This window comes from Luteolibacter sp. Y139 (assembly GCF_038066715.1).
In the GTDB taxonomy this organism is placed as follows: Bacteria; Verrucomicrobiota; Verrucomicrobiia; order Verrucomicrobiales; family Akkermansiaceae; genus Haloferula; species Haloferula soli.
In genome coordinates, this window is the sequence record NZ_JBBUKT010000007.1 from 287,586 (window position 1) to 309,250 (window position 21,665).

Sequence of the window (21,665 nt, forward strand, 5' to 3'; positions counted from 1 at the left end):
GGGTAGATCCTTCCTTGCGCGGTGGTGGTAACAGTGCCAGCCTTTTTCCCAAGCGCCAGACGCTACGATTTTTCATCCAACACCAATCCATTCCTGTCATGTCCGACCCATTTGCCAACGCCGGTTCCCTCGATCCTGAAGCGGGTTTTTCCAACGTAGGCCAAGCGGCCAACGACCTCCGCGCCGCCGCGGGTGAAAAGGCCAAGGAACTCGCCCATCAGGCGAGCGATCAGGCCAAGGCCCTCAAGGAGCGCGCGGTGGAGACCGTGCAGCACTTCCGCGATGTCGCCGGCGAGAAAGCCCAGGCGTTCAAATCCGCGGCTACCGAGAAGGCTGAAACCCTCAAGACCGCCGCTTCCGAGAAGGCTCGCGAATTCCGCAGCGTCGCCGACGACCAGTGGCGCGAAACGCGGGTGAAGGCCAAGGAGTTCCACATCACCACCGAGGACTACATCCGCCAGCACCCGACGCGGTGCGTGCTCGGAGCCCTGGGTGTCGGTTTCCTGATCGGCCTGATCGCCCGTCGCTGAAATCCCGGTGCTTTTCTTTTTGCCGCGGTGCGCGCCTGATGGCAGGCGTGGCCGCGGCCCTTTGATCTCATGAGTGATGCCCCCGAATCCGAGGCCCGGCCGGCCTCATCCTTGCGGCACTCCGCGGTGGAGTTCGTTTCCGCGCGCGTGGAGCTTGCCGCCTTGGAAGCTCGCGAGGCGGGCAAGCACGCGGCCCGGAGCGGCGTGATGGTCGCGATCATCGCGGGCTGTGCGATGACCGCCTGGCTGGCGGGCGTGGCCGGCCTGATCGGCTGGGTGGCCGCCGCGGGGAAGATCCCGTGGCACTTCGCCGCGCTCGGGGCAGCGGTGCTGCACTTGATCGTGGCGGGAATCATCGTGGCCATGCTGCGCCGCCCCTCGCCGCCGATGTTTTCCATTTCCAAAGCTGAACTCCTCAAGGACCGCGAATGGCTTCTGAATCTGAAAGACAAACCGAAGCGCTGATCGCCCGGCTCGCCGCCTCGCGCTCCGATCTGGGGCGTGATGTGGCAATCTTGCGTCATCGCCTGGACGTGCCGGCGCGGGTCAAGGAATCCGTGATGTCCAAGCCGCTGGCGTGGTTTGGCGGTTCGCTCGGGGCCGGATTGGTGGCGAGTTTCCTCCTGAGAGGCCGGAAATCCGCGCCGAAACAGGAGAAGGTGGTGCGCCGCAGCCTGTGGGGGCTGGCCCTCAGCGGAGCCTTCACTTTGGCCCGTCCCGCCCTTCAAACATGGGCCACAAATGAACTCCAGAAGCGCTTTGTGATACCCGGTAATGACAACGTCCGGTCTCGTTAATTCGCAGTCAAAATTCCCCCTTCCCAACCCCCGGTCTTCCCGCTCTAACCCAAGCCCGCATGTCGTCCGAACACCGCGTCCTAGATCACGTCGATGAATATCTCCGGCTTGGCCGGCAATACGATTGTTCCGACGTTCACCTTCCAACCGCTTTCCCGCCGGCGTGGCGTCGTTTCGGCCAGCTCCTGCCGATCTGGCACGACCACGATCCGCTGACCGCGGAGGATACGGAGCGCCTCGCCCGGTCCTTCCTCGGAGACCGCGAGTGGAAGCGCCTTCAAGAGAAGGGTGATGTCGACTTCGCCTATTCGAATCCGGAAGGCCGCTTCCGTGCATCCGTGGTCAAGCAGCGGCTTGGCTACGACATGGTGTTCCGGATCATCAATTCCCAGCTCAAGACGATGGAGGAGATCAACCTCCCCGTGGAGCACCTCACGCCGCTGACCCGCTATCACAACGGCCTGATCCTCGTGACCGGCGCGGTTGGCTCCGGCAAGTCGACCACGCTCGCGGCGCTCATCGACTTCATCAACAAGGACCGCGAGGATCATATCCTCACGCTCGAAGACCCGATCGAATATGTCTTCGAGTCGAAGGGTTGCCACGTGAACCAGCGCGAGGTTCACACCCACACCGAGTCCTTCGCGAAGGCACTGCGCGGCGCGCTGCGGGAAGACCCGGACGTGATCATGGTCGGTGAAATGCGCGACTTGGAAACCATCTCGCTGGCGCTCACCGCCGCGGAAACGGGTCACTTGGTGCTTGGCACCCTCCACACCGGTAACGCGCCCCGCACGCTCGACCGTGTGCTCGACGTGTTCCCCGTGGACCAGCGCGAACAGATCCGCATCATGGTGTCGGAATCGCTGCGCGGTGTCCTTTCCCAGCAGCTCGTCCCGCGCGCCGACGGCAATGGCCGGGTGATGGCGCTGGAACTCCTGGTCAATACTCCCGCCGTGTCCGCGACCATCCGTGACGGCAAGACCTTCATGCTCCCCGGCATCATGCAGACCGGTAAAAACGTCGGCATGATCACGATGGATGAGTCCCTCCGCAAACTCTACATCAAGGGTTTGATCACGCAGGAAGAGGCCCTCTTCCGCAGTGAGGACAAGATCCAGATGCGCAATTTCTTCCAATCCTGATTTCACCGGTAAAATCCCATGGCTCGCATCGACGCCCTCTTCCAATACCTCGTCGCCAACCGGGGTTCCGATCTTCACCTGGCCGAAGGCCAGCCTCCGAAAACCCGTGTCCACGGTTCGGTCACTCCGATTCCCGACCAGCCCGTGATGGATGGTCCGGCCATCCGGCAGATGCTCGAGGAGATCTGTGAACCGAAGGCTTTCGCGAAGTATCTCGAAACCGGTGACCTCGACTTCGCTTATGCGATGGATGAGGACTCGCGGTTCCGCTGCAACTATCTCAAGCAGAACAACGGCCTCGGCGCCGTCTTCCGGTTGATCCCGACCGAGATCATGTCGCTCGAGTCGCTGGGCGTGCCGGAAGTGGTGAAGCAATTCGGCCACATCCGCTCCGGTCTGGTGCTGGTCACCGGTCCGACCGGTTCCGGCAAGTCCACGACGCTCGCGGCGCTGCTCGACTACATCAACATCAACTTCAACCGGCACATCATCACGGTGGAGGAGCCGATCGAGTTCGTGCACCGGAACAAGAAGTCGATCATCACGCAGCGCGAGGTGCCGATCCAGACGCCGTCCTTCTCCGATGGCCTGCGCGCGGCACTTCGTGAAGATGCGGACATCGTGCTCGTGGGCGAAATGCGAGACCTGGAAACGATCTCGCTGGCGCTGACAGCGGCGGAAACCGGTCTGCTTGTCTTCGGCACGCTGCACACGAACAACGCGCGCAAGACGGTTGACCGTATCATCGACGTGTTTCCCGCCGACCAGCAGTCGCAGGTGCGCACCATGCTCGCGGCTTCGCTGCGCGGCGTGCTTGCCCAGCTTCTCTGCAAGCGGTCCGACAAGCCGGGCCGCGTGGCCGTGCACGAGATCATGTTCGCAACGCCGGCCGTCTCCGCGATCATTCGTGAAGGTGCCACCCAGAAGCTCTATGACGTCATCACCGGCGGCAAGGGCGAGGGGATGCAGTTCATGGACGAGTCGATCTGGCAGAAGCTCCAGGCCAACATGATTTCGCCGGAAGAAGCCTATATGAAGGCGATCGACAAATCGCGCTTCAAGAGATTCCTGCCCGAGAAGTCGGCTCATCTCGGAGATGCCTCGGGTGAGAGCCCGATGGAACATTGACCTGCCTTGGAAGGGCAGCGGACCGTTGACGCTATCGGGTGCTTCCGATAGCGTCCGCACGTCGGACACTCACCTCCCTGATGGTTCCTGCCACGTCGATCATCTTCCACTGTCCCCATTGCCAGGTACGTTTGAACGTGCCGGCACGGTTGGCGGGAGTGACGGGGCCTTGTCCGAAGTGCCGGGAGGCGATCACGGCTCCCATGGAGTCGGAAGCGATTCCCGAGTCGCTTCCTGAAGTCCCGGCAGCCGTGCCTGTCCCGGAGGGACCGAAGATCCGGCCGGAGCCCCGTCAATTGCCGGAGCGTGGTCATGCGGCACCGATTTCACCGCGGCGCAGCACGGAGGATGATCTGCTGAGGCCGCGTCCGGTCGCCTATCTTTCGCGCGGCTCACGTCCGAGCCGGATGTTTCATTCGCTGCTACCAGCTTCGTTCATCGCTGCTGCCGGTGTGCTGGTTTACCTGCTGCTCTACTTCTACTATCCGGATGGTCCCGGCCGCAAGCTCAGGGAGGCACAGGGGCCGCTGGCGGTGTCGCCGCGAGTCACCCAAAACCCGGTGGCACCATCGCCAGCGCCTCATTCGAGAGGAGGAGCTGTTGCCCCGGTCGAGGAATTGCCACCGGCACCTGCGCCGGAACAGCCGGTGGATGAGATCTCACCTGCCGTTGCTGCAAACAATGTGTTGGATGCGTTCCTAAAGGCGAAGAACGCGACCGAGAGGGTGGAGATGGTGGAGCCCGCAACGAGCGCGCAGGATTTGGAGCAGACCTTATTGAAAGGGCCCTTGGCCGAGGTGGCCCAGGTCTTTTCCGACCTACCGCGGCAGAATTCGGTGGAGGGCTTCACGGACTATCCCTACCGCGTGTCCTTCTTTGTTCAAGGGCGGCCGAACACGGACTTCGCCGTGCTGGTCCGCCAGCGCGGCAAGCAGCCGCCACGGGTCTTCCTGCCTGCCTTCCTCGATCTCGTTGGCGGGCGCCTGTCTGCTTTCACCCGGCAACCGAACAACGAGGAGCCGGCTCGCTTCCACGCGATCCTGGAACCGGTGATCGGCTGCCACGAGGACGGCATTCCGAATGCCGACCGCAAGTTCACTCTCAAGCTGCTCTCCAGCAATTTTGGCAAGGAAACGGCCCGTGCCTATTGCTCTAACAACTCGCGCTTCCGCGAGATGGTGGAGAAGCCGGACTATCCGATCCGCTGGGGAATCCGGGTGCCTGCCACTGTCACGATCCAGTGGAATCACAAGGAGGACCCGACCATGCCCTATCTCGAGCTGATCGATATCAATTCGCCGGACTGGAATCCTTGACCAAGCCGGCCTGCCTCAGCGCATCCCAACCGCCGTGGAGAGCGCGGACTTCCGGGATGAAGCCAAGGGCTTTCAGGCGCTTCGCCACTTCCTTGCTGATCCCGCAGCCGGTGCTGCCGCAGTAGACGAGTGCACGTTGGGCGCTGCCGAGCTTTTCGAGCGAGGCCTCGACCTGTTCATCGAACGAGGTGTCGCCCACGACCGTGATCGGGATGGATCCCTGAATGCCATTGAGCTTCCACTCTGCCGCGGGCCGGGCATCGATCCACAGGAAGGAGCCAGCCGGCCACTCTGCCTGGACGGTGGCGAGGCAGATTTCGTCCGGCGAGAGAGTGGCGGGATCGCAGACCACCGCACGTGACGGGGGACCGGCAATTTTCCACGTGCCCAACGCGCCGAGCGAGGCGCAGGCGAGCACGAGGGCCAGTTCGGTCACCGTTTTCATTGGTTCTTCTCCGGGGCCGCTGCCGCGGGAGTGCCCGTCTTTGGCAGGGGCTGGCGGATCACCATGAACACCCTCTGCGAACGGGCGCGCTCGAACTTGCAGTCAGTCTCCAGGTGGACCACGCCCATGCCGACCTTTTCGGTGGATGCGGGGGTGATCACGACCTCGTATTTCTTGCCTTCTTCGATGGTCTTGAGCTCCTGGGTGAAGCGAGGGTCAGCGCCGGACATCGAGACGATCTTGATCGGCTCGCTGTGCTTCATCGTGATGGTGACGGTCTTCGGCTCGGGCTTACCGTTGAGGTCCCACATCAACGACTTGGGTTCCACTTCCACCAGGCTGGGAACCACGATGTGGGTATTGAGAGTGGTCGACGGATGATTGGCGGGATCGCCCTTGAGAAAGATGGCGACGGCCTTGTCCATGGTGCCGGGAACCATCCCGAGATCGAAGGAAATCCGGATGGTGCCGGTTTCGCCCGGCTTGTAGGCCATCTTGGAATCCTTGACCCCGACGGTGGCGCAAGGGCAGCCCGCGTCGTACTTTTCGATCAGGACGTCGCTGTCGCTTTCGTTCTTGAACTGGTAGTCGACCGAGGCGGTCTTGTCGTCATTTCCGACGGTGACTTCCTTGCGGGTCTGGTCGAATTTCAGCGTGCCGGCGGCGAGGGGCAGGCAGGCGGTGAGCCAGCAGATCAGCGGAACCTTCATGGCGGGACTATTGGACCGTGGCAGGGGGCGGCGCAAGTCCGGCCATAGTTCATTTGGCCGAGGGAGCGTCCGGGGCGGGCTTTGGCGCGGGCTGTCGGACGAGCAGGAAAACGGAGTGGGCCTTGAGTCGGTCGGACTTGGCGTCGGTCTCCACCTTGAGGGTGCTCATGGAGGGTTTTTCGGTCGAGGCGGGAGTGACCACGACTTCATACTTCTTGCCCTCCTCGATCGTTTTCAACTCCTGTGTGAAACGGGGATCGGTGCCAGACAGGGGAAGAACCTTGATGGGCTCGCTGTCGTGCATGGTCACGGTGACCGTCTTCGGCTCCGGTTTTTCTCCCATCTCCCAAATCAGCGACCTGGGCTGCACGTCCACCAGCAAGGGAACGATGATCCGGGTGGTGAGCTTGATGGAGGGTCGGTCCGTTGGATCGCCCTTGAGATGGACGGAAACGATCTTGTCGGCGGTCTCAGGAACCTTTCCCAAATCGAAGACGATGCGGATGGTGCCGCTTTCGCCCGTCTTGTAAGCGAGCTTCGAGTCCTTCACTCCCACGGCCGCGCAGGGGCAATCCGCGGCGGAGGTTTCGATCACGACATCGGTGTCGCTCTCGTTCTTGAAGGGGTAATCGACCGTGACGGACTTCTGGTCCCCGGCGATGGTCACCTCCTTCCTGGAGTCCTCGAACTTGAGGGTGCCGGCGGCGAGGGGAAGGCAGCCGGCGATCATCCAACAGATCAGCGGGGCTCTCATGGGTCGGCTACGGGTCGGTGGCCGGGATAGGTCCAAGCTCCGCGGAGATGATCAGGCGACCGCCGCGCCATTCCGGGCCGAGCACGAACAGCGGCTTGCCGCGTTCCATGGCGGCGTCGGTCTTGAGGATCTTCTTGCGGCTCAGCCACAGCTCGATATCGAGGCGGCGGCCCTTCTCCTTGGAAAGTTTGCTCTGGGCCTCAAAGCGCAGCAGGATCTCGTCGCTGGGTGGCAGCGGCTGGGCCCAATTCTCGTAGCTGCGGAAGAGCGGCTTGGTGTCCTTTCCTAGTTCCCGGTAGTGGGCGAATTTCAGCTTCTGCTCGCCGGTGAGTCGCTTGACGACTTCATCGCTCGCGGCCTTCGCCCGCTGTCCGGCCGCGCCTGCGTCACCATTGGTGGCGTGATAGACCGTGACCGTGACCATGCCGATCACGTCCTTGCCGGGATCCGTCGTCGTCGTCTGCGCCGTGGACAGGCCGCAACCCGCCAGAAAAAAGAGACTTATCAGATCGCGGCGATTCATCGGGTCGGCGGATCGAGATCGGCGGTGGACTCGCCCGGAGTGGCGCCGGTGGAAGCGGTATCCGGTACTTCGAAGCTGTCCGGGATCGCGGCGACGCCATCGAGGACGATGACCATGCCCCCGGCGGGTGCGGAGGCGAAGTAGTCGGCCTGCACGCCCTGTTCCGGCGTGTAGAGGACCGGGGTCGAAGCGGGAGTCGGCAGCGTCGGCCCCGCCACGTGGGAAGGAGACGACGAAATCCGGGTACCGGCCCAGAAGCAGAGGACCATGCCTGCCACCGCGGTTGCGGGCAGGAACCAGCGCCAGATCCTACCGGGTGCCTCGGCCAGCGGCGCGACCCGGGCTGCGGGCGCGACTGGTTCTAACACCGCGGCCTCGCGCTGGATTTCGCGGGCGATGCGGGCATTGAAAAACTCGGCATAGGGCGGCTCTTCAGCGGCCGGCAGGCTACCCCGTAGGAAGGATTTCATCTGCCGCGCCACTTCACGCCGCTCCTGCCACTCCGGCTGCGTGGCAGCCCAAGCGTCAACGGCGGCCTGCGAGGTCGCGTCGAGTTCGTCCTCCACCCAGAGGGCGAGGCGTTCTTCATCGGGAGTCGTATTCATCCTTCAGGAGCGTCTGGAGTTTTTGGCGCGCGTAGAAGAGCCGGCTCATCACGGTGCCCAATGAGCACTCCATGACGTCGGCGATTTCCTTATACGCAAGTCCTTGCACGTCTTTCAGAATCACGGCCTCGCGGTGCTCAGGAGAAAGCTTGGCGAGGGCGGATTCGATCTTAACACGGAGTTCGTCCCCGGCCAAGGCATCGTCCGGGCTGCGGGATTCCGTCGGGGTAGCAACCGCCGCCGGGTCGATCCGGTCGCGGGCAAAAATCTCGTCATTGATTTCATCCCCGCCTTCCGGCCTGCGGCGACGGGTGAAATCGTAGACCGCGTTGTGGGCGATCCGATAGAGCCAGGTAGTGAAACGCGCCTTCGCCTCGAAGCGTGGCAATGCCTGCCACGCCTTGATAAAGACGTCTTGGGAGAGGTCCCAAGCGTCAGTCTCGTTTTTGACCATATTGCGGATCATGGCGTAAATTCTTCCCCGGTGCCGGGTGACCAGCAGGTCGTAGGCCTTCATGTCGCCCGCTTTCGCGCGCGCCACGAGGGCTTCGTCCTCCGGTTCCGTCGTGACTTCCCCCGGCATCCCGGAAGCCGCCCCGCCGGACTCGGCTGGTCCCAGCAAGCGGTTCGACGTAAGGCGCTGGAAGAAATTCATCGGAAAAATGCCGCAGACCCACGATGGCCGGAGCTGCTAGGGCTGGCAATAGGATTCCCGGGGTGGAGTAGCCGGATCAGGAGTCCCTGAGCGCCGTAGCGATTGGCAGGCGGGCGGCGCGGATGGCGGGGAAAAGGCCGCCGAGGAGGCCGAGGACGGCGGACCAAACGATCGCTTGAACGAGAAGCTTCGGTGTGACGGCGAAGGCGAAGGTGATCTGGCTGAAGGTGGCCCAGTTCAGCGTGGAGGCCTGGAAGCCATCGAAGGCGAACCACGCGACTCCCGCTCCGATCACTCCGCCGATCAGGGCGAGGACGACGGATTCCGCGAGCACGGAGATGATGACCGGGAGGGTGCCGAAGCCGAGGGCGCGGAGGGTGGAGATTTCCCGGGTGCGGGAGGAAACGGCGCCATACATCGTATTGAGCGCGCCGAAGAGGGCACCGCAGGCCATCAGGACGGAGATGAAAACGCCGATGGTCGTGATGAACTCGGTGACCTGGGTGGATTGGTCGGCGTAGAACTCGCTGAGAGGTTTCACCAGCGTGTTGAGCTGGGGATTGGTGGTGAGGGCGTCCTTGAACTGGTTGAAGGAGCCGGAGCTGTTGAGCTTGGCGTAGACGGACTGGAAGGTGTCGCCACGATTGTAGGCAGGCTGGAGCACCGCGGCGTCCGTCCAGATTTCGGATTCGGCGATGCCACCACCGGCGGTGAAGATGCCGACGATTTGCCAAGTGTTTTGGCCGATCTTGATCGACTTGCCGACCTCGGTGCCGCCGAAGGCTCGGGCGGCACCGGCTCCGACGATGACCTCGTTTTTGCCGGACTCGAAGCGGCGGCCTTCGACCATTTCAATATTGCCGCGGACGTCGAAGGAAGCTGCACCCACGCCGCGCAACGGCACATTGGCCGGGGTATCGGTGGAGCGCTTGTTGAGATCGACGATGACGAAGAGTTCGGCGGAGGCGAGGGGACCGTGGTCATTGCGGGCGATGCCTTGGGAGTCGGCGATCAGGCGGGTTTCCTCGCGGGAGAGGCCGCTGTTCATCTCCGAGTCGGAGCCGCTGCGCAGGACCACGGCGATATCAGGTGCGCCGGTGGCGGTGAGGGTTTTCTTGATCCCCTCGGCGATGGCCAACACGCCGGTGAGCACCAGCACCACGCCGGCGATGCCGATCGCAGCGGTGATGGACGAGCCCAGTCGCTGCGGGATGGAGCGGAGGCTGAAGGAAACGATGGCGAAGATCTGGGAGAGCCAGTTCATGCGAAAGATGGGTGAGGGGATCAGTTCTTCCGGAGTGCCGTGGCGATCTGCAGGCGCATCGCCTGGATGGCGGGCATGGCTCCTGCGATGAGGCCGAGCGCCACGGCGATCAGGGCACCGGTGATGAGGTCACGGTTCAGCAGATTCAGGGGCGGGATGGTGCTGGGCATCGGGGCCTTTGCGACGAACAGCCAAGCAAGGCCGAGGCCGAGGAATCCGCCAACCAGGGCGATGAAGAGGGACTCCATCAGCACCAGGACCAGGACCAGGCCATTGGTGAAGCCCATGGCCTTCAGCACGCCGATCTCCTCGGTGCGCTCGCGCACGGCCTGGCTCATGGTATTGCCGGCAACTAACAGGATCGTGAAGAACACCGCGCTCACCACCCCGGTGATGATCTTCCCGACGTCGCCGATCTGTTGGGCGAAGGAGGCAGCGAATGCACCTTCAGGCTCGGCCTTGGTTTCGTAGGGAGAGTTTTCGAATTCGGTGTCGATGGCCTTGGCGATGGCGGCGGCCTGGTCCGGGTTTTTCACGCGCACGGTGGTCCAGCCAATGAGGCCCTTTCTCTTGACCTTGCCTTCATCGAAATAGTCGTGGCGGAAGTAGAAGGTGGAATTGTCGCCGCCCTTCTTGGTCACTTCATAGCTGCCGACGATCTGGAAATCCCATGCCGACTGGTCCTTCGGCTGGCCCCAGATGGGCGAGGTAAGCGGCACGGTGTCGCCGATCTTCCAGCCGAAGCGCTTCATGGTGGCGGGGCCGACAAGGGCACCATTGCGGGTGTGCAGCCATGCCTGCTTCTGGTCTTCCGGCACCTTGAACTCGCGATAGACGTCGAGGAAGGTTTCCGGCTTCACCGGGATGGTCGCGAAGAAGTTCTTCGGGTCCTGATAGATGCCGCCAAACCATGAGCTGACGGCCACGGCATCGACGCCGGGAATCCGGCTGATGCGTGCCTCATAGCTCTCCGGCAATGGCTGGATCAAGGTGACCTTGTTCCGGACGATCAAGCGGTCGGCATCGGCGATGTTCACGCCGCCCATCAGGCCTTCCCTGAGCGCGCACAGCAGCCCGAAGAGCAGGAAGGCGATGAAGGCGGAGAGGATGGTGAGCACTGTCCTCAGTTTCTTCCGCTTCAAGCTCGCGATGACCAGCGAGAGGAATTTCATGCCGGCGCTTCAGTGGAAAGTTGGCCTTTGTCGAGGTGGACGGTCCGGGTCGCGCGAGCCGAGGCGTGGGGATCGTGGGTGACCATGATGATGGTCTTGCCGTGGTCCTTGTTGAGTGCCTGGAGCAGGGAAAGGATCTCATCGCCGGACTTGCGGTCGAGGTCACCGGTCGGCTCATCGCAGAGCAGGATGGTGGGGTCGGTGACGATGCCGCGGGCGATACCGACGCGTTGCTGTTCACCGCCCGAGAGCGTGCGCGGGTAGTGTTTCGTGCGGTGCGAGAGGCCGACGACGTCGAGCGCGACTTTCACGTGATCCTTGCGCTTGGACTTGGAGAGGTGGGTGAGGAGCAGTGGCAGCTCGACGTTGCGTTCGGCATTCAGCGTCGGCATCAGGTTGTAGAACTGGAAGACGAAGCCGATGTGCCGCGCGCGCCAAGCCGCGAGCTGGCGATCGGACAGCCGGTCGATGGGTTGATCGCCGATCACCACCGAGCCGGAGCTGGGGCGGTCGAGGCCGCCGATGAGATTGAGCAGCGTGGACTTGCCAGAGCCGGACGGTCCCATGAGCGCGAGGAATTCGCCTTCCTGCACTTCGAGGTCGAGCCGGTCGAGAACGTGGATGTCCTCCGAGCCACGGCGGAAGTTCTTGCTGACTTGCTGGATGCGAACGAGGGCGCTCATCGTTTGGTAAGTTTGACGCGGCTGCCGTCCTGGAGCTTGCCGCTGGTGGAGGTGACAATCGTTTCGCCGGGAGATACCCCGGCGGAAATGGTGGACTGGTCGCCTGATGTTAGAGAGATGGAGACGGCGCGGCGCTCGACCTTCTCGCCGGAGAGCACCCAGACGATGCTGGTGCCATTGTCATCGAAAACCGCGGCCTTGGGGATGGTCAGGGACTTGCCGGCGGGGACGGATTCATCGCTCTGGAAGGCGACCTTCACGGCCATGTCGGGAAGGATGCGCGGGTCGATCTTTTCGAAGCCGACGCGAACTTTTACCGTGGCTTTCTGACGATCGGCGGTGGGGATGATGGCGATGACCTTGGCGGGGATCTTCCACTCGGGATAGGCGTCGAGCGTGGCCTCTACCCGTTGGCCGGGCTTCACGCGATTGATGAAGCTCTCGTTCACGTCCACTTCGATCTCGAGCGAGGCCATATCGACGATGGTGCAGATGCCGGTGCGGGTGAATCCGCCGACCGACATGGGGGAGATCATTTCGCCGGGCTGGGCGTTCTTCGAGGTGACGATGCCACCGAAGGGAGCGAGGATGGTATTATCCTGGACCTGCTGCTTCCACTGGGCGACGTCGGCCTCTGCGACAACGATGTCGGCAGTTTGCTTGCGCAGGCGGCCGGATAGCGACTTGGAGAGGAAATTGGCGCGATCGACGTCGGACTGGCTGGAGGCTCCGCTGGTGGAAAGCTTGTTGACCCGGTCGAGTTCTTTTTCGGCGAGGTCGAAGTTAGAGCGGGTTTCTTCGAGCGCGGTGCGAGTGGCCTCGAGTTGCGCTTCGGCGAGTTTCAGGGCGGCGTCGACGTTCGACGAATCCAGTTTCGCAAGGAGTTGGCCTTCCTTCACCTCCATTCCCTCGTCGACCATTACCTCGGTGACCTTGCCGGTGACCTTGGAGGAAACGGTGGCCGAGCGGCGGGCGGTGACGTAGCCGGAGGCATTCAAAAGGGTGGCGCGGGTGGCTCCGTCGCTCTTGTGTTCCGTCACCTGGGCGGTCTGCACCACGGGGATGTCAGTCCGCTTGGACAGGAAGAACCAAGCTGCGCCACCGGCAGCGAGGAGTAGCAAGAGCCACAACCACAGCAAGCCGCCCCGGCTTTCGTGGTGGGACGGGCGTTCGATGCGGAGGGCGTCGAGAGAAGGCTTCGAACTCATGCGGGCCGGTCTAACGCCCGAAACCTGCCCCAAGTGCGCGGCAAGGCGAGTCGAAAAGTCTCCACGGAGTTAATGCGTTGGGGAGGCGGGCCCGGTGCCCTCCTCGATCAACGCCCAGAGTACCGCAAGTTGTTCGGCGTTCAGAATTTCGGACAAGGGATCGAAATCCCCGCTGTGAAGGCCGTCCCGCCAGGATACTCCGTCCGTGCCGGGATGGCCCTGGGCCAAGCCCTGCACTGAAGTTCGCCAGGCTTCCAAGAAGGGCAGCACGAGGTTCTCCAGATAGGATGGGAGTTCGGTCTGCTGTTTGAGCCGCCCCAACAGCTCGCTGGCCAAGTCTCGATTCAGGCCGCGTTGAACGCCGATTTCTGAATTCAGCTCGCGGTAGGCAATTTTTTGCTCTTCCGATGCGAAGAGCGATCCGCAGATCCGGGCCCAGATGATCTCGCGATGATCCGGCCAGCTCCAACGCCGGTTCGTCTCAACTTCCTTTTCCCAAGAGGCGTACCAGCCTTCCATGTGACGGCGGATATTGAGCGACTGGATTTCCGTCATGCCGACGCGTTCCTCGAGCAGTGCGAGCCGCTGCTCGAGTTCCTGCCGATTCCGGTTTTTGTAGCTTCGGAGTCGAGTCTCCCAGTCTTTCACCGGGAAGGCACTGGCTTGAGACACCTTACGGTCGCTGACGGTGGTTGCCTTGGATGCGGCTGCAGGTCTGTCTTCACGAGGGGGAATAGGCACCACGCGATCCGCCGGAAGCTCGCGACGCAACATCGCCACCAGCGCAATGCCGAGGAGCAGGCAGCCAAATAGCACCAACAGCCGGGGTTTTCCTCCTCCCATCATTGGGGATCAGCCTAGCGGTCTCCGGGAGGAAAGAAAGAATCAGTCCGGGAAGCTTGCGGGACCACCCGTGGCTGCGTTTGGATCCCGCCTGTGACCCCACTCCTCATCGGCACCAATGGCAGCGTCGCCGCGCTCGACTCGACCACCGGCGAAATCCTCTGGGCCACGGAGTTGCGCACTGGCGGGATTCTTTCCTCCACGCGGGGCGAGGATGTGTCGGTGATCCTGCGGGATGGCCGGGTCTATGCGGGCTGTAGCGGGCATTTGTTTTGCCTCGACGCGGGCACCGGCGAGATCTTCTGGCACAACGAGCTCAAGGGCTTCGGGCACAATGATGTGTCATTGGCGCTGGAAGGGGTGTCGGTGCAGTATTTGGAGAAGGTGGTGCGGAGGTCGTCCTAGATTTCGTTGCTGTTGGTGACTTTGTAGCTGGAGTCGCGAAATCGTGATTTCAAGGTGTCGAGTTCCGTGGGGGTAACGAGAAGGCGGTCGTGTTGCCCGGGATCAGAACAACGATTCGGAGTGAGCATAGCCCGGGCCGCCGTCGTGAGTGTGAAGGGCCCGCAGGAGAGTCCGCTGCGGTGAAAACTCCAACACGAGGTTGCCGCCGGGCAAACCGTAGTTCCAGGTGAAGCCTTGGTCGTCAGCCTCCTCAACGGCCATGTCCTCGACATCGCCGAGAAGGAATGCTGCTTCACGGTCAGAGATGCCGGGACGCAGGGCTCCCCGCCGGACAAGCTCTCCGAGCGCGGCCGGTCGCGGCATATCGTGAGCGGACTCGAAAAGCTCAGGATGGCGGAAGCGGAGTGAAAGACCATCCACCGGCACGCGGGCGAGTCCGCTGATAGATTGAGGAATGGCGGCAGGGGGCGTCGCCAGGTTGGCCGAATGGCGTGTGACGGCAAGATACAGTGCCGCGGATGAAACGATCAGGTTGAGAACCAACAAGGGGAGCAGAATCGGGTTTGGAGACTTCATCGTGCGGGTCAGTTTGATCTCAGGGTCGTGCTTCGAGGATCAAGTTTACCGGCGTTTCGGTGGCGCGGCGGAAGCGAGTGAAGCCACCTTGTTTGACGACTTCGCCGAGGCGTCTTTCGCCGGCTTGGGCACCGAGGGCGAGGCCGACTTCCTGGCTCTTCGAACCGGGCGTGCAAATCATCGTGGAGAAGGCGTAGAAGGCGCGGCCGACGGGATTGAGATTTTCCGCCAATGTGTCGCCAGCCATGGGCTCGACGATCATCCAAGTGCCGTCGGGCTTGAGGCATTCGAGGACGTGGGCGGCCATGCCGGCGGGATCGCCCATGTCGTGCAGGGCATCGAAGACGGTGACGAAATCGTAGTCCTTGCCGGGGAAGGTTTTCGCGGCGGCGACTTCGAAGCGGACGTTGCTCACGCCTTCGTCGGCGGCGTGCTGGCGGGCGGCATCGATCGAGGCCCCGTGCATGTCGAAGCCGGTGAATTGTGAGTTTGGAAATGCCTTTGCCATCACGATGGTGGAGACGCCGTGCCCGCAGCCAATGTCGGCGACCTTGGCCCCGGCGCGGAGTTTTTCCTGCACGCCATCGAGTGCGGGGATCCAGTGGTCGACGAGGTTGGCGACATAGCCGGGGCGGAAGAAGCGCTCGGTGCCGCAGAAGAGGCAGTTGTGGTGGTCGCTCCACGGGACGCCGGCGCCCGTTCGGAAGGCATCGGTGACCAGCGGCTCGTCATGATAGAGGGCGGAGACACTGTAGAAGCCGCCGGCCATGGCGACAGGGCTATCGGGGTCCGCGAAGACGGCGGATTGCTCAGAAGTCATGGAGAACTTTTCGCCGGTGGCGTCATATTCCACGTAGCCGGATGCGGCTTGGGTCGCGAGCCATTCGCGGACGTAGCGTTCGTCGAGGCCGGAGCGGGAGGCGAGCTCGGCTGAGGTCGAAGGTCCGGCTTCGGCGAGGGCTCGGTAGAGGCCGAGGCGGTCGCCGAGGATGACCAGCGCGCCATTGGCGGCGGCACCGAGGTCGGTGATGACTTTGCCCATCATCGCGTTGAGGGCATCGGGCTGCGGGGGCGCGGGATTGGCGGGGCGGAAAAGGGGAGCGGTTTTCATGGTGGATTCGGGGATTTCCAGCCAAGGGTGATAGCGCCGTTTTCCGGGGAATGACAGGCGGAAAGGCGACTCATTTTCCCATCCAACGGAAGAGCAGCGGCTCGAGGAAATGCAGGATGAACACGGCCGCGAGACTGCATGTGAAGGGCGTGAGATTTTCCCGTGATTTTCCGCTGCCGAGCGAGATCGCGACGAGTGAGATGATGCCGATCCCGATGCCGGTGCTGATGCTGAAGGTCATCGGCATGGCGATCAGGGTAAGCACGGCGGGCGCCGCGATTTCGAAGCGGCTGATGTCGATTTCGACAACGCTCTCGAACATGAGGATGCCGACGACCACCAAGGCTGGCGCGACGGCTACCGTGGGGATGCTCAGGATGAGCGGGGTGAGGAACAGCGAGAGCAGGAAGAGCGCGGCGACGACGACGCAGGTGAGGCCGGTGCGTCCGCCTGCCTGCACGCCAGTGGCGCTTTCGATGTAGCTGACCACGGTCGAGGTGCCTAACAGGGAGGAGAGGATCGCGGCGAGGGAATCGGCGAGCAGGGCTCGCGAGAGGCCCGGAACATTGCCATTGGCGTCCATCAGCCCGGCGCGCTTGGTGACGCCGATGAGGGTGCCGAGGTTGTCGAACATGTCGACGAGCAGGAGCGTGAGGATGACCGGCAGGGCCTTGAGCGGCTCGTGGAGGATGAAGCCGAAGTCGAGCTTGAGGAAGAGGGGAGAGAGTGAGGCGGGCAGGGAGAAAATCGACTGCGGCCAGTGGGTAATGGTGCCGCCTTTCCCGTCCGGGACGACGAAGCCGATCAGGGAAATCGCGATGATGGAAAGCAGGATGGCCGATGGCACCCGGCGGGCGACGAGGATGCAGGCGATGAGGATGCCCGCTGCGAACAGGGCGACCGGCGGCGAGGTGAGATCGCCCATGTCGACAAAGGTGGCCGGATGAGCGACGACGAGGCCGCCATTTTTCAGGCCGATGAAGGCGATGAAGAGTCCGATGCCGGCGCAGATGGCGGCCTTCATGAAGGCCGGGATGGCGCGGACGATTTTCTCGCGGATGCCGCTGAGCGAGAGCGCGAGGAAGATCACGCCATTGACGCAGACTAGGGCGAGTGCGCTTTGCCACGGCACTCCCATGCCAATGCAAACGGCGTAGGCGAAGAAGGCATTGATGCCCATGCCCGGCGCGAGGGCGAGCGGGAGATTGGCGAGGAAGGCCATCAGCAGCGTGGCGAGGGCTGCGCCGACGGCCGTGGCGGTGATCAGGGCGTCCCGCGGCATCCCGGCGTCCGCGAGGATGGCCGGGTTCACCACGAGGATATAGGCCATGGCGGCAAAGGTGGTGCAGCCGGCGACCATTTCCCGGCCGGGAGTGGTGCCGTGGTCGCGGAGGCGGAAAATGCGGTCCAGAAGTGGCATGGGGTGGGGACCTATTGGGCTGATCCTATAAGAGCCATTTGCCTTTTCGGCAATCTCCCGAAATTTCCTGTCCTGACCGGCCGGTGCCGTTCGTCATTTCCATGAAAGCGCAAAGCATCTAAACCCGAACCATTCGCACACCATGAGCCAATACGTCGACGGATTCGTGATCCCGCTCCACAAGGACAAGATCGAAGCCTACAAGAAACTCGCCCTGAGCGCCAGCGAGGTCTGGCTGGACCACGGCGCGCTCGACTACCGCGAGTGCATCGGTGACGACCTCGATGCCGAACAGATGACCTCGTTCAAAACGATCGCTGGCTGCGGCCCCGACGAAACGGTGGTCTTCGCGTGGATCACCTATCCGTCCCGCGAGCAGCGTGACGCGATCAATGCGGCGGTGATGAAAGACCCGCGCCTCGCCTGCACGATGGAAGATCCATCGGCGATGCCTTTCGATTGCAAGCGCATGGCCTACGGTGGCTTCACGACCTTGGTGCATGGGTCCAAATCCATGGCGACTGCCTGATTCTCTCTCCAACCCAACACATCACTCCCATGAATCCTAGCACTGCGACCGATAACGGACACCTGCTGCTTTTCCGCAGCACCAACTGGCACCGCGGGATGGCACCCGAGGAAATCCAACGCATCATGGCCGATTGGACCTCTTGGTTCGAAGGGCTCCAGAAGAAAGGCCTGATTACCGCCGCGAGCCCGCTTGAGAACGAAGGCTACGTCGTCGCCGGTGACGCACCTACCGACGGCCCCTTCGCGGAATCGAAGGAATCCATCGGCGGCTTCTTCATGCTCAAGACCAAGACCATGGATGAGGCGGTGGCGATCGCCCGGATGTGTCCGGCGCTGCCGTATGGGATGAAGGTGGAAGTGCGTCCCGTGGCTCCGGCTTGTCCGGCCGCGAAGATGGTGGAAGAGGCGAAGGCTCACGCAATGGCTTGATGAGCGCGATGCCGTCACCGGAGATTCCGAAGCTGGCGGAGCACTTGTTCCGCCAGGAGGCGGGCAAGATGGTTTCCGCGCTCACCGGGATCTTCGGCGTGCATCGGCTGCAGCTGGCCGAGGACGTGGTTCAGGAATCGCTGATCCGCGCCTTGCAGACGTGGCCCTACTACGGAGTGCCGGCGAATCCCGCGGCGTGGCTGATGCAGACGGCGAAGAACCGCGCGCTGGACCTGCTGCGGCGGGAGAAGTTCTTCAACGACAAGCAGGACGAGATAGCGGCCTCGCTCGAACGCCTTCCCGAGGAAGGGCCGCAATTTGACGATGAGATTCGCGATCACCGGTTACGGTTGATTTTCACCTGTTGCCACCCGCAGATCCCGCATGATGACCGGACGTTGCTGGCGCTGAAAACACTGTGCGGCTTCGGCATCCCGGAAATCGCCAGTGCATTCCTGGCTAGCGAGGCCGCGGTGGCGAAGCGCCTGACGCGCGCGAAGCAGAAGATCCAGGATTTGCAGATCCCTTATGAAATCCCGGCGGGGAATGACCTTGCCGAGCGGCTGGATGCAGTGCTGCAGGTGATCTATTTGCTCTTCAACGAAGGCTACAAGGCGTCCAGTGGGGACGCCCTAGTGCGGGCGGACTTGTGTGAGGAGGCGATCCGTCTTGCCGGGCACCTTGCCGAACATCCGCGCACGGATTCGCCGCGGGTTCACGCATTGACGGCGTTGATGCTGTTGAATGCTTCCCGGTTGCCTGCGCGCGAGAGCCCCGAAGGAGAATTGCTCACGCTGGAGCGGCAGGATCGCGGCAAGTGGGACCGGGAGAAGGTGGTTCGCGGGATGATGCATCTGGCGCAGGCGACCAAGGGCGACACGCTTTCTGAATACCATTTGCAGGCGGGGATCGCTGCTTGTCATGCGACCGCGCCGAATGATGCGTCAACGGATTGGCCGCGGATCCTTCTGCATTACGACCATTGGGTGGCGATGAGCCGTTCGCCGCTGGTGGCGCTAAACCGGGCGGTCGCGGTCTCGAAAGTCCACGGGCCGGAAGCGGCGTTGGAGGCGATTGCCGGCATTCCCGACCGGCGCTTGCTGGAGAGCTACCACTTGTATCACTCGGTCCTTGGCGATCTGGCCCAGCGGCTCGGGCGCGATCACGAGGCGGCCGACCATTTCCGGCAGGCGATCCGCCAGACCTCGGTGGAGGCGGAGCGGGTGTTCTTGACGGAAAAACTGAACGGCTGCGTCAGGGAAGGGGAGCCGGCGGCTGGATAAGCTGCCAACTCGCGGCAATTCCCGCTTTTCCCGGCGCGCGGTCCGTCCCACGGTCCCGGCGTGCCCGCCGTCACGAACATTTCCTGCTACCGCTTCGCCTGCATGGACGGGCTCAAGGCCCTGCGTGAACGCCTGATCGGCTTCTGCAAAGAGCGTTTGCTGAAGGGCACCATCCTGCTGGCTCCGGAGGGGATTAATCTCTTCATCGCGGGTCCGGCGGAGGCGGTTGAGGAACTGGTGAATGAATTGCGTGCGCTGCCGGGGCTTGAGGATCTGGCTCCGAAATACAGCCTCAGCGATGAGCAGCCGTTCTCACGGATGCTGGTGCGCTTGAAGAAGGAGATCATTGCCTTCGGAGTGGAGAGCATCGATCCGGCGAAGTACACCTCACCGAGGATCGAGGCGAAGCAGCTCAAGCAGTGGCTGGATGAAGGCAAACCGGTGGTGCTCTACGACACCCGCAATGACTATGAGGTGAGGCTTGGCACCTTTAAGAATGCGATCCCGGCGGGCATCGATAGCTTCCGCAATTTTCCCGCCGCAGTCGCCGCGCTGCCGCCGGAGATGAAGGATGCGCCGGTGGTCACGTTTTGTACGGGAGGGATTCGTTGTGAGAAGGCCGCGCCATTCATGGAGCAGGCGGGCTTCCGGGAGGTGTATCAACTCGAAGGCGGCATCCTGAAATATTTCGAGGAGGTCGGCGGCGATCACTACGATGGAGAGTGCTTTGTCTTCGATCAACGGGTCGGGGTCGATCCTGCTTTGAGTGAGACGGGCTCAGCGGTTTGCTTTGCCTGCCAGACACCGCTCACGGCCGAGGAACAGGAAGACCCGCGTCACGTGGCGAACGTGTCGTGTCCTCATTGCTACAAGTCGGATGCCGATCAAATCCAGGAGCGTATTGCGGCCCGGCATGAGGCCTTGAAGCGGGTGACGAGTCCGCTGCCGGGCAGTGTTCCCTATGAAAATCGGCGGCCGATCCGCATTCCCGGCGAGCAGGATGGGAAGACGATCCTGGAGGTGCTGGAGAGCGTTTTCGCCCACGTGGATTTTGAGTGGGCGGAGAAGTTGGCCAATGGCGGCGTGCTTGATCCGCAAGGTCGGCCCGCATCACCGGATCAAGTCGTTCGTGCGGGTGAAGAGTGGATCCGGGTGTTTCCCGGGACGGTGGAGCCGGAGGTGAATGCGGCGATCGAAGTGCTGTATGAGGACGAGGCGATCATCGTGCTGAACAAGCCCGCGCCGCTTCCGATGCATTCGTGCGGCCGTTTTCATCGGAATACGCTTACTCATTTCCTGCATGAGGCTTGGGATCCGGAGAAGCCGCGACCGGCACACCGTCTTGACGCCAATACGAGCGGGGTCGTCGTGTGCGCCCGGACACGGCATTTCGCCAAGCTGCTGCAACCGCAGTTCTCGCGGGGCGAGGTGGAGAAGGTTTACCTCGCGCGTGTGCATGGGCATCCGGCGGAGGACGAGTTCACCGTGGATGCGGCGATTTCCGATGAGGCGTGTGTTGCTGGTGCTCGGGAGATTGCAGAAGAAGGATTGGAGTCGAAGACTGTCTTTCGTGTGGTTCAACGCGATGAGGATGGGACTGCTCTATTGGAAGTGCGCCCGCTGACTGGCCGGACGAATCAGATCCGCATTCATCTCTGGCACGCGGGGCACCCGATCGTGGGCGATCCGAACTATCTGCAGGATGGGAAGCGAGGCGACACGCAGACGCTGTCCGTGGAGGATCCGGCGATGCAGTTGCACGCGTGGAAGATCGAGTTCCGGCATCCGCTTTCCGGCGCTCTCGCTCACCACTCGGCCACATTGCCGGAGTGGATGGGAGAGGTGGTGCTGGAAAAATAGCATTAAGGGCTTGCCTTCCGGGTTCTGAAATGTTGGTTTTCCAGCATGAACGGCAGGCAACCCTTTAGGTCTGGAAGCGCGACGGTGGCTTGTCTGTTCGTGTGTGGCTGCGCCTGCTGGGTGCTGAGCTCCACAATGATGGGAAGCAGCGGACCGTTTTCTGAAGAAAGACCGGCGGAACTGAGGATGGTTCCGCCCGAGGATTTGGATCAGAAGCAGGAACTCGCCGTGAGCGTTTCCTCGTCAGGGTGGACCCGTGAAGACGGTGGCAA

25 protein-coding genes are annotated in these 21,665 nt (G+C 62.6%); 11 read left to right on the forward strand and 14 right to left on the reverse strand.

Annotated elements, in window-relative coordinates; translation table 11 throughout:
* Positions 1–98: 98 nt before the first annotated feature.
* From WKV53_RS18395 to WKV53_RS18420, 6 genes are all read left to right on the forward strand, one after another.
* Complete coding sequence (locus WKV53_RS18395) at positions 99–530, forward strand: ElaB/YgaM/YqjD family protein (protein WP_341406247.1); 432 nt, start codon at positions 99–101, stop codon at positions 528–530.
* A 69-nt stretch (positions 531–599) separates the two neighbouring features.
* Complete coding sequence (locus WKV53_RS18400) at positions 600–995, forward strand: phage holin family protein (protein WP_341406248.1); 396 nt, start codon at positions 600–602, stop codon at positions 993–995.
* Positions 959–1,327, forward strand: coding sequence for a hypothetical protein (locus tag WKV53_RS18405; RefSeq protein WP_341406249.1), 369 nt, complete (start codon positions 959–961; stop codon positions 1,325–1,327). Before WKV53_RS18400 ends, WKV53_RS18405 begins: the two co-directional genes overlap by 37 nt.
* Before the next feature lie 59 nt (positions 1,328–1,386).
* Positions 1,387–2,472 (forward strand): type IV pilus twitching motility protein PilT, encoded by a 1,086-nt coding sequence (locus WKV53_RS18410; RefSeq protein ID WP_341406250.1) that lies wholly within the window; start codon positions 1,387–1,389, stop codon positions 2,470–2,472.
* 18 nt (positions 2,473–2,490) lie between these two features.
* Positions 2,491–3,600 (forward strand): type IV pilus twitching motility protein PilT, encoded by a 1,110-nt coding sequence (locus WKV53_RS18415; RefSeq protein ID WP_341406251.1) that lies wholly within the window; start codon positions 2,491–2,493, stop codon positions 3,598–3,600.
* An 80-nt stretch (positions 3,601–3,680) separates the two neighbouring features.
* Positions 3,681–4,916, forward strand: coding sequence for a hypothetical protein (locus tag WKV53_RS18420; RefSeq protein ID WP_341406252.1), 1,236 nt, complete (start codon positions 3,681–3,683; stop codon positions 4,914–4,916).
* On the opposite strand, the gene WKV53_RS18425 is transcribed toward WKV53_RS18420, so the two are convergent.
* The 11 genes from WKV53_RS18425 to WKV53_RS18475 all read right to left on the reverse strand — a co-directional run bounded on the left by WKV53_RS18425 (position 4,891) and on the right by WKV53_RS18475 (position 13,781).
* Positions 4,891–5,361, reverse strand: a complete 471-nt coding sequence (locus WKV53_RS18425; protein WP_341406253.1) for a rhodanese-like domain-containing protein — start codon at positions 5,359–5,361, stop codon at positions 4,891–4,893. The genes WKV53_RS18420 and WKV53_RS18425 overlap by 26 nt on opposite strands.
* Positions 5,358–6,071 (reverse strand): DUF1573 domain-containing protein, encoded by a 714-nt coding sequence (locus WKV53_RS18430; RefSeq protein ID WP_341406254.1) that lies wholly within the window; start codon positions 6,069–6,071, stop codon positions 5,358–5,360. Before WKV53_RS18430 ends, WKV53_RS18425 begins: the two co-directional genes overlap by 4 nt.
* Before the next feature lie 49 nt (positions 6,072–6,120).
* Positions 6,121–6,825: a DUF1573 domain-containing protein gene (locus WKV53_RS18435; protein WP_341406255.1), complete on the reverse strand. Its 705-nt coding sequence runs from the start codon at positions 6,823–6,825 to the stop codon at positions 6,121–6,123.
* Positions 6,826–6,832: 7 nt separating this feature from the next.
* Positions 6,833–7,348, reverse strand: a complete 516-nt coding sequence (locus tag WKV53_RS18440) for a hypothetical protein (RefSeq protein ID WP_341406256.1) — start codon at positions 7,346–7,348, stop codon at positions 6,833–6,835.
* A complete protein-coding gene (locus WKV53_RS18445) occupies positions 7,345–7,953 on the reverse strand; it encodes an anti-sigma factor family protein (RefSeq protein WP_341406257.1) in 609 nt (202 codons plus the stop codon). The genes WKV53_RS18440 and WKV53_RS18445 overlap by 4 nt, the downstream gene beginning before the upstream one ends.
* Positions 7,934–8,608, reverse strand: a complete 675-nt coding sequence (locus WKV53_RS18450) for an RNA polymerase sigma factor (RefSeq protein ID WP_341406258.1) — start codon at positions 8,606–8,608, stop codon at positions 7,934–7,936. The genes WKV53_RS18445 and WKV53_RS18450 overlap by 20 nt, the downstream gene beginning before the upstream one ends.
* A 76-nt stretch (positions 8,609–8,684) precedes the next feature.
* The gene (locus tag WKV53_RS18455) at positions 8,685–9,872 is read right to left on the reverse strand and encodes an ABC transporter permease (RefSeq protein WP_341406259.1); all 1,188 of its coding nucleotides are present in this window, start codon (positions 9,870–9,872) and stop codon (positions 8,685–8,687) included.
* Positions 9,873–9,892: 20 nt separating this feature from the next.
* Complete coding sequence (locus tag WKV53_RS18460; RefSeq protein WP_341406260.1) at positions 9,893–11,044, reverse strand: ABC transporter permease; 1,152 nt, start codon at positions 11,042–11,044, stop codon at positions 9,893–9,895.
* Complete coding sequence (locus WKV53_RS18465) at positions 11,041–11,727, reverse strand: ABC transporter ATP-binding protein (RefSeq protein WP_341406261.1); 687 nt, start codon at positions 11,725–11,727, stop codon at positions 11,041–11,043. The genes WKV53_RS18460 and WKV53_RS18465 overlap by 4 nt, the downstream gene beginning before the upstream one ends.
* Positions 11,724–12,935 carry an efflux RND transporter periplasmic adaptor subunit gene (locus tag WKV53_RS18470; RefSeq protein ID WP_341406262.1) on the reverse strand — a complete coding sequence of 404 codons (1,212 nt, stop codon included), beginning with the start codon at positions 12,933–12,935 and terminating at the stop codon, positions 11,724–11,726. The genes WKV53_RS18465 and WKV53_RS18470 overlap by 4 nt, the downstream gene beginning before the upstream one ends.
* 69 nt (positions 12,936–13,004) lie before the next feature.
* On the reverse strand, positions 13,005–13,781 hold the full coding sequence (locus tag WKV53_RS18475) for a hypothetical protein (protein ID WP_341406263.1): 777 nt from the start codon (positions 13,779–13,781) through the stop codon (positions 13,005–13,007).
* 90 nt (positions 13,782–13,871) lie between these two features.
* On the opposite strand from WKV53_RS18475, the gene WKV53_RS18480 reads away from it, so the two are divergent.
* On the forward strand, positions 13,872–14,183 hold the full coding sequence (locus WKV53_RS18480) for an outer membrane protein assembly factor BamB family protein (RefSeq protein ID WP_341406264.1): 312 nt from the start codon (positions 13,872–13,874) through the stop codon (positions 14,181–14,183).
* A gap of 102 nt (positions 14,184–14,285) precedes the next feature.
* Here WKV53_RS18480 and WKV53_RS18485 read toward each other — a convergent pair whose 3' ends face one another.
* The 3 genes from WKV53_RS18485 to WKV53_RS18495 form a co-directional block, all read right to left on the reverse strand.
* Positions 14,286–14,759 (reverse strand): hypothetical protein, encoded by a 474-nt coding sequence (locus WKV53_RS18485; protein ID WP_341406265.1) that lies wholly within the window; start codon positions 14,757–14,759, stop codon positions 14,286–14,288.
* Positions 14,760–14,778: 19 nt separating this feature from the next.
* Positions 14,779–15,870, reverse strand: coding sequence for a class I SAM-dependent methyltransferase (locus WKV53_RS18490; RefSeq protein ID WP_341406266.1), 1,092 nt, complete (start codon positions 15,868–15,870; stop codon positions 14,779–14,781).
* 70 nt (positions 15,871–15,940) lie between these two features.
* Positions 15,941–17,290 (reverse strand): NCS2 family permease, encoded by a 1,350-nt coding sequence (locus WKV53_RS18495; protein ID WP_341406267.1) that lies wholly within the window; start codon positions 17,288–17,290, stop codon positions 15,941–15,943.
* Positions 17,291–17,432: 142 nt separating this feature from the next.
* On the opposite strand from WKV53_RS18495, the gene WKV53_RS18500 reads away from it, so the two are divergent.
* Genes WKV53_RS18500 through WKV53_RS18515 form a run of 4 tightly spaced genes read left to right on the forward strand, consistent with a single transcriptional unit; the run spans position 17,433 to position 21,393 of the window.
* Positions 17,433–17,819 carry a DUF1428 domain-containing protein gene (locus WKV53_RS18500; RefSeq protein WP_341406268.1) on the forward strand — a complete coding sequence of 129 codons (387 nt, stop codon included), beginning with the start codon at positions 17,433–17,435 and terminating at the stop codon, positions 17,817–17,819.
* Between the two features lie 29 nt (positions 17,820–17,848).
* On the forward strand, positions 17,849–18,250 hold the full coding sequence (locus WKV53_RS18505; protein ID WP_341406269.1) for a YciI family protein: 402 nt from the start codon (positions 17,849–17,851) through the stop codon (positions 18,248–18,250).
* Positions 18,250–19,533: an RNA polymerase sigma factor gene (locus tag WKV53_RS18510; RefSeq protein ID WP_341406270.1), complete on the forward strand. Its 1,284-nt coding sequence runs from the start codon at positions 18,250–18,252 to the stop codon at positions 19,531–19,533. The genes WKV53_RS18505 and WKV53_RS18510 overlap by 1 nt, the downstream gene beginning before the upstream one ends.
* Positions 19,534–19,593: 60 nt before the next feature.
* Positions 19,594–21,393, forward strand: coding sequence for a sulfurtransferase (locus tag WKV53_RS18515; RefSeq protein ID WP_341406271.1), 1,800 nt, complete (start codon positions 19,594–19,596; stop codon positions 21,391–21,393).
* The last annotated feature ends 272 nt before the right edge of the window (positions 21,394–21,665 follow it).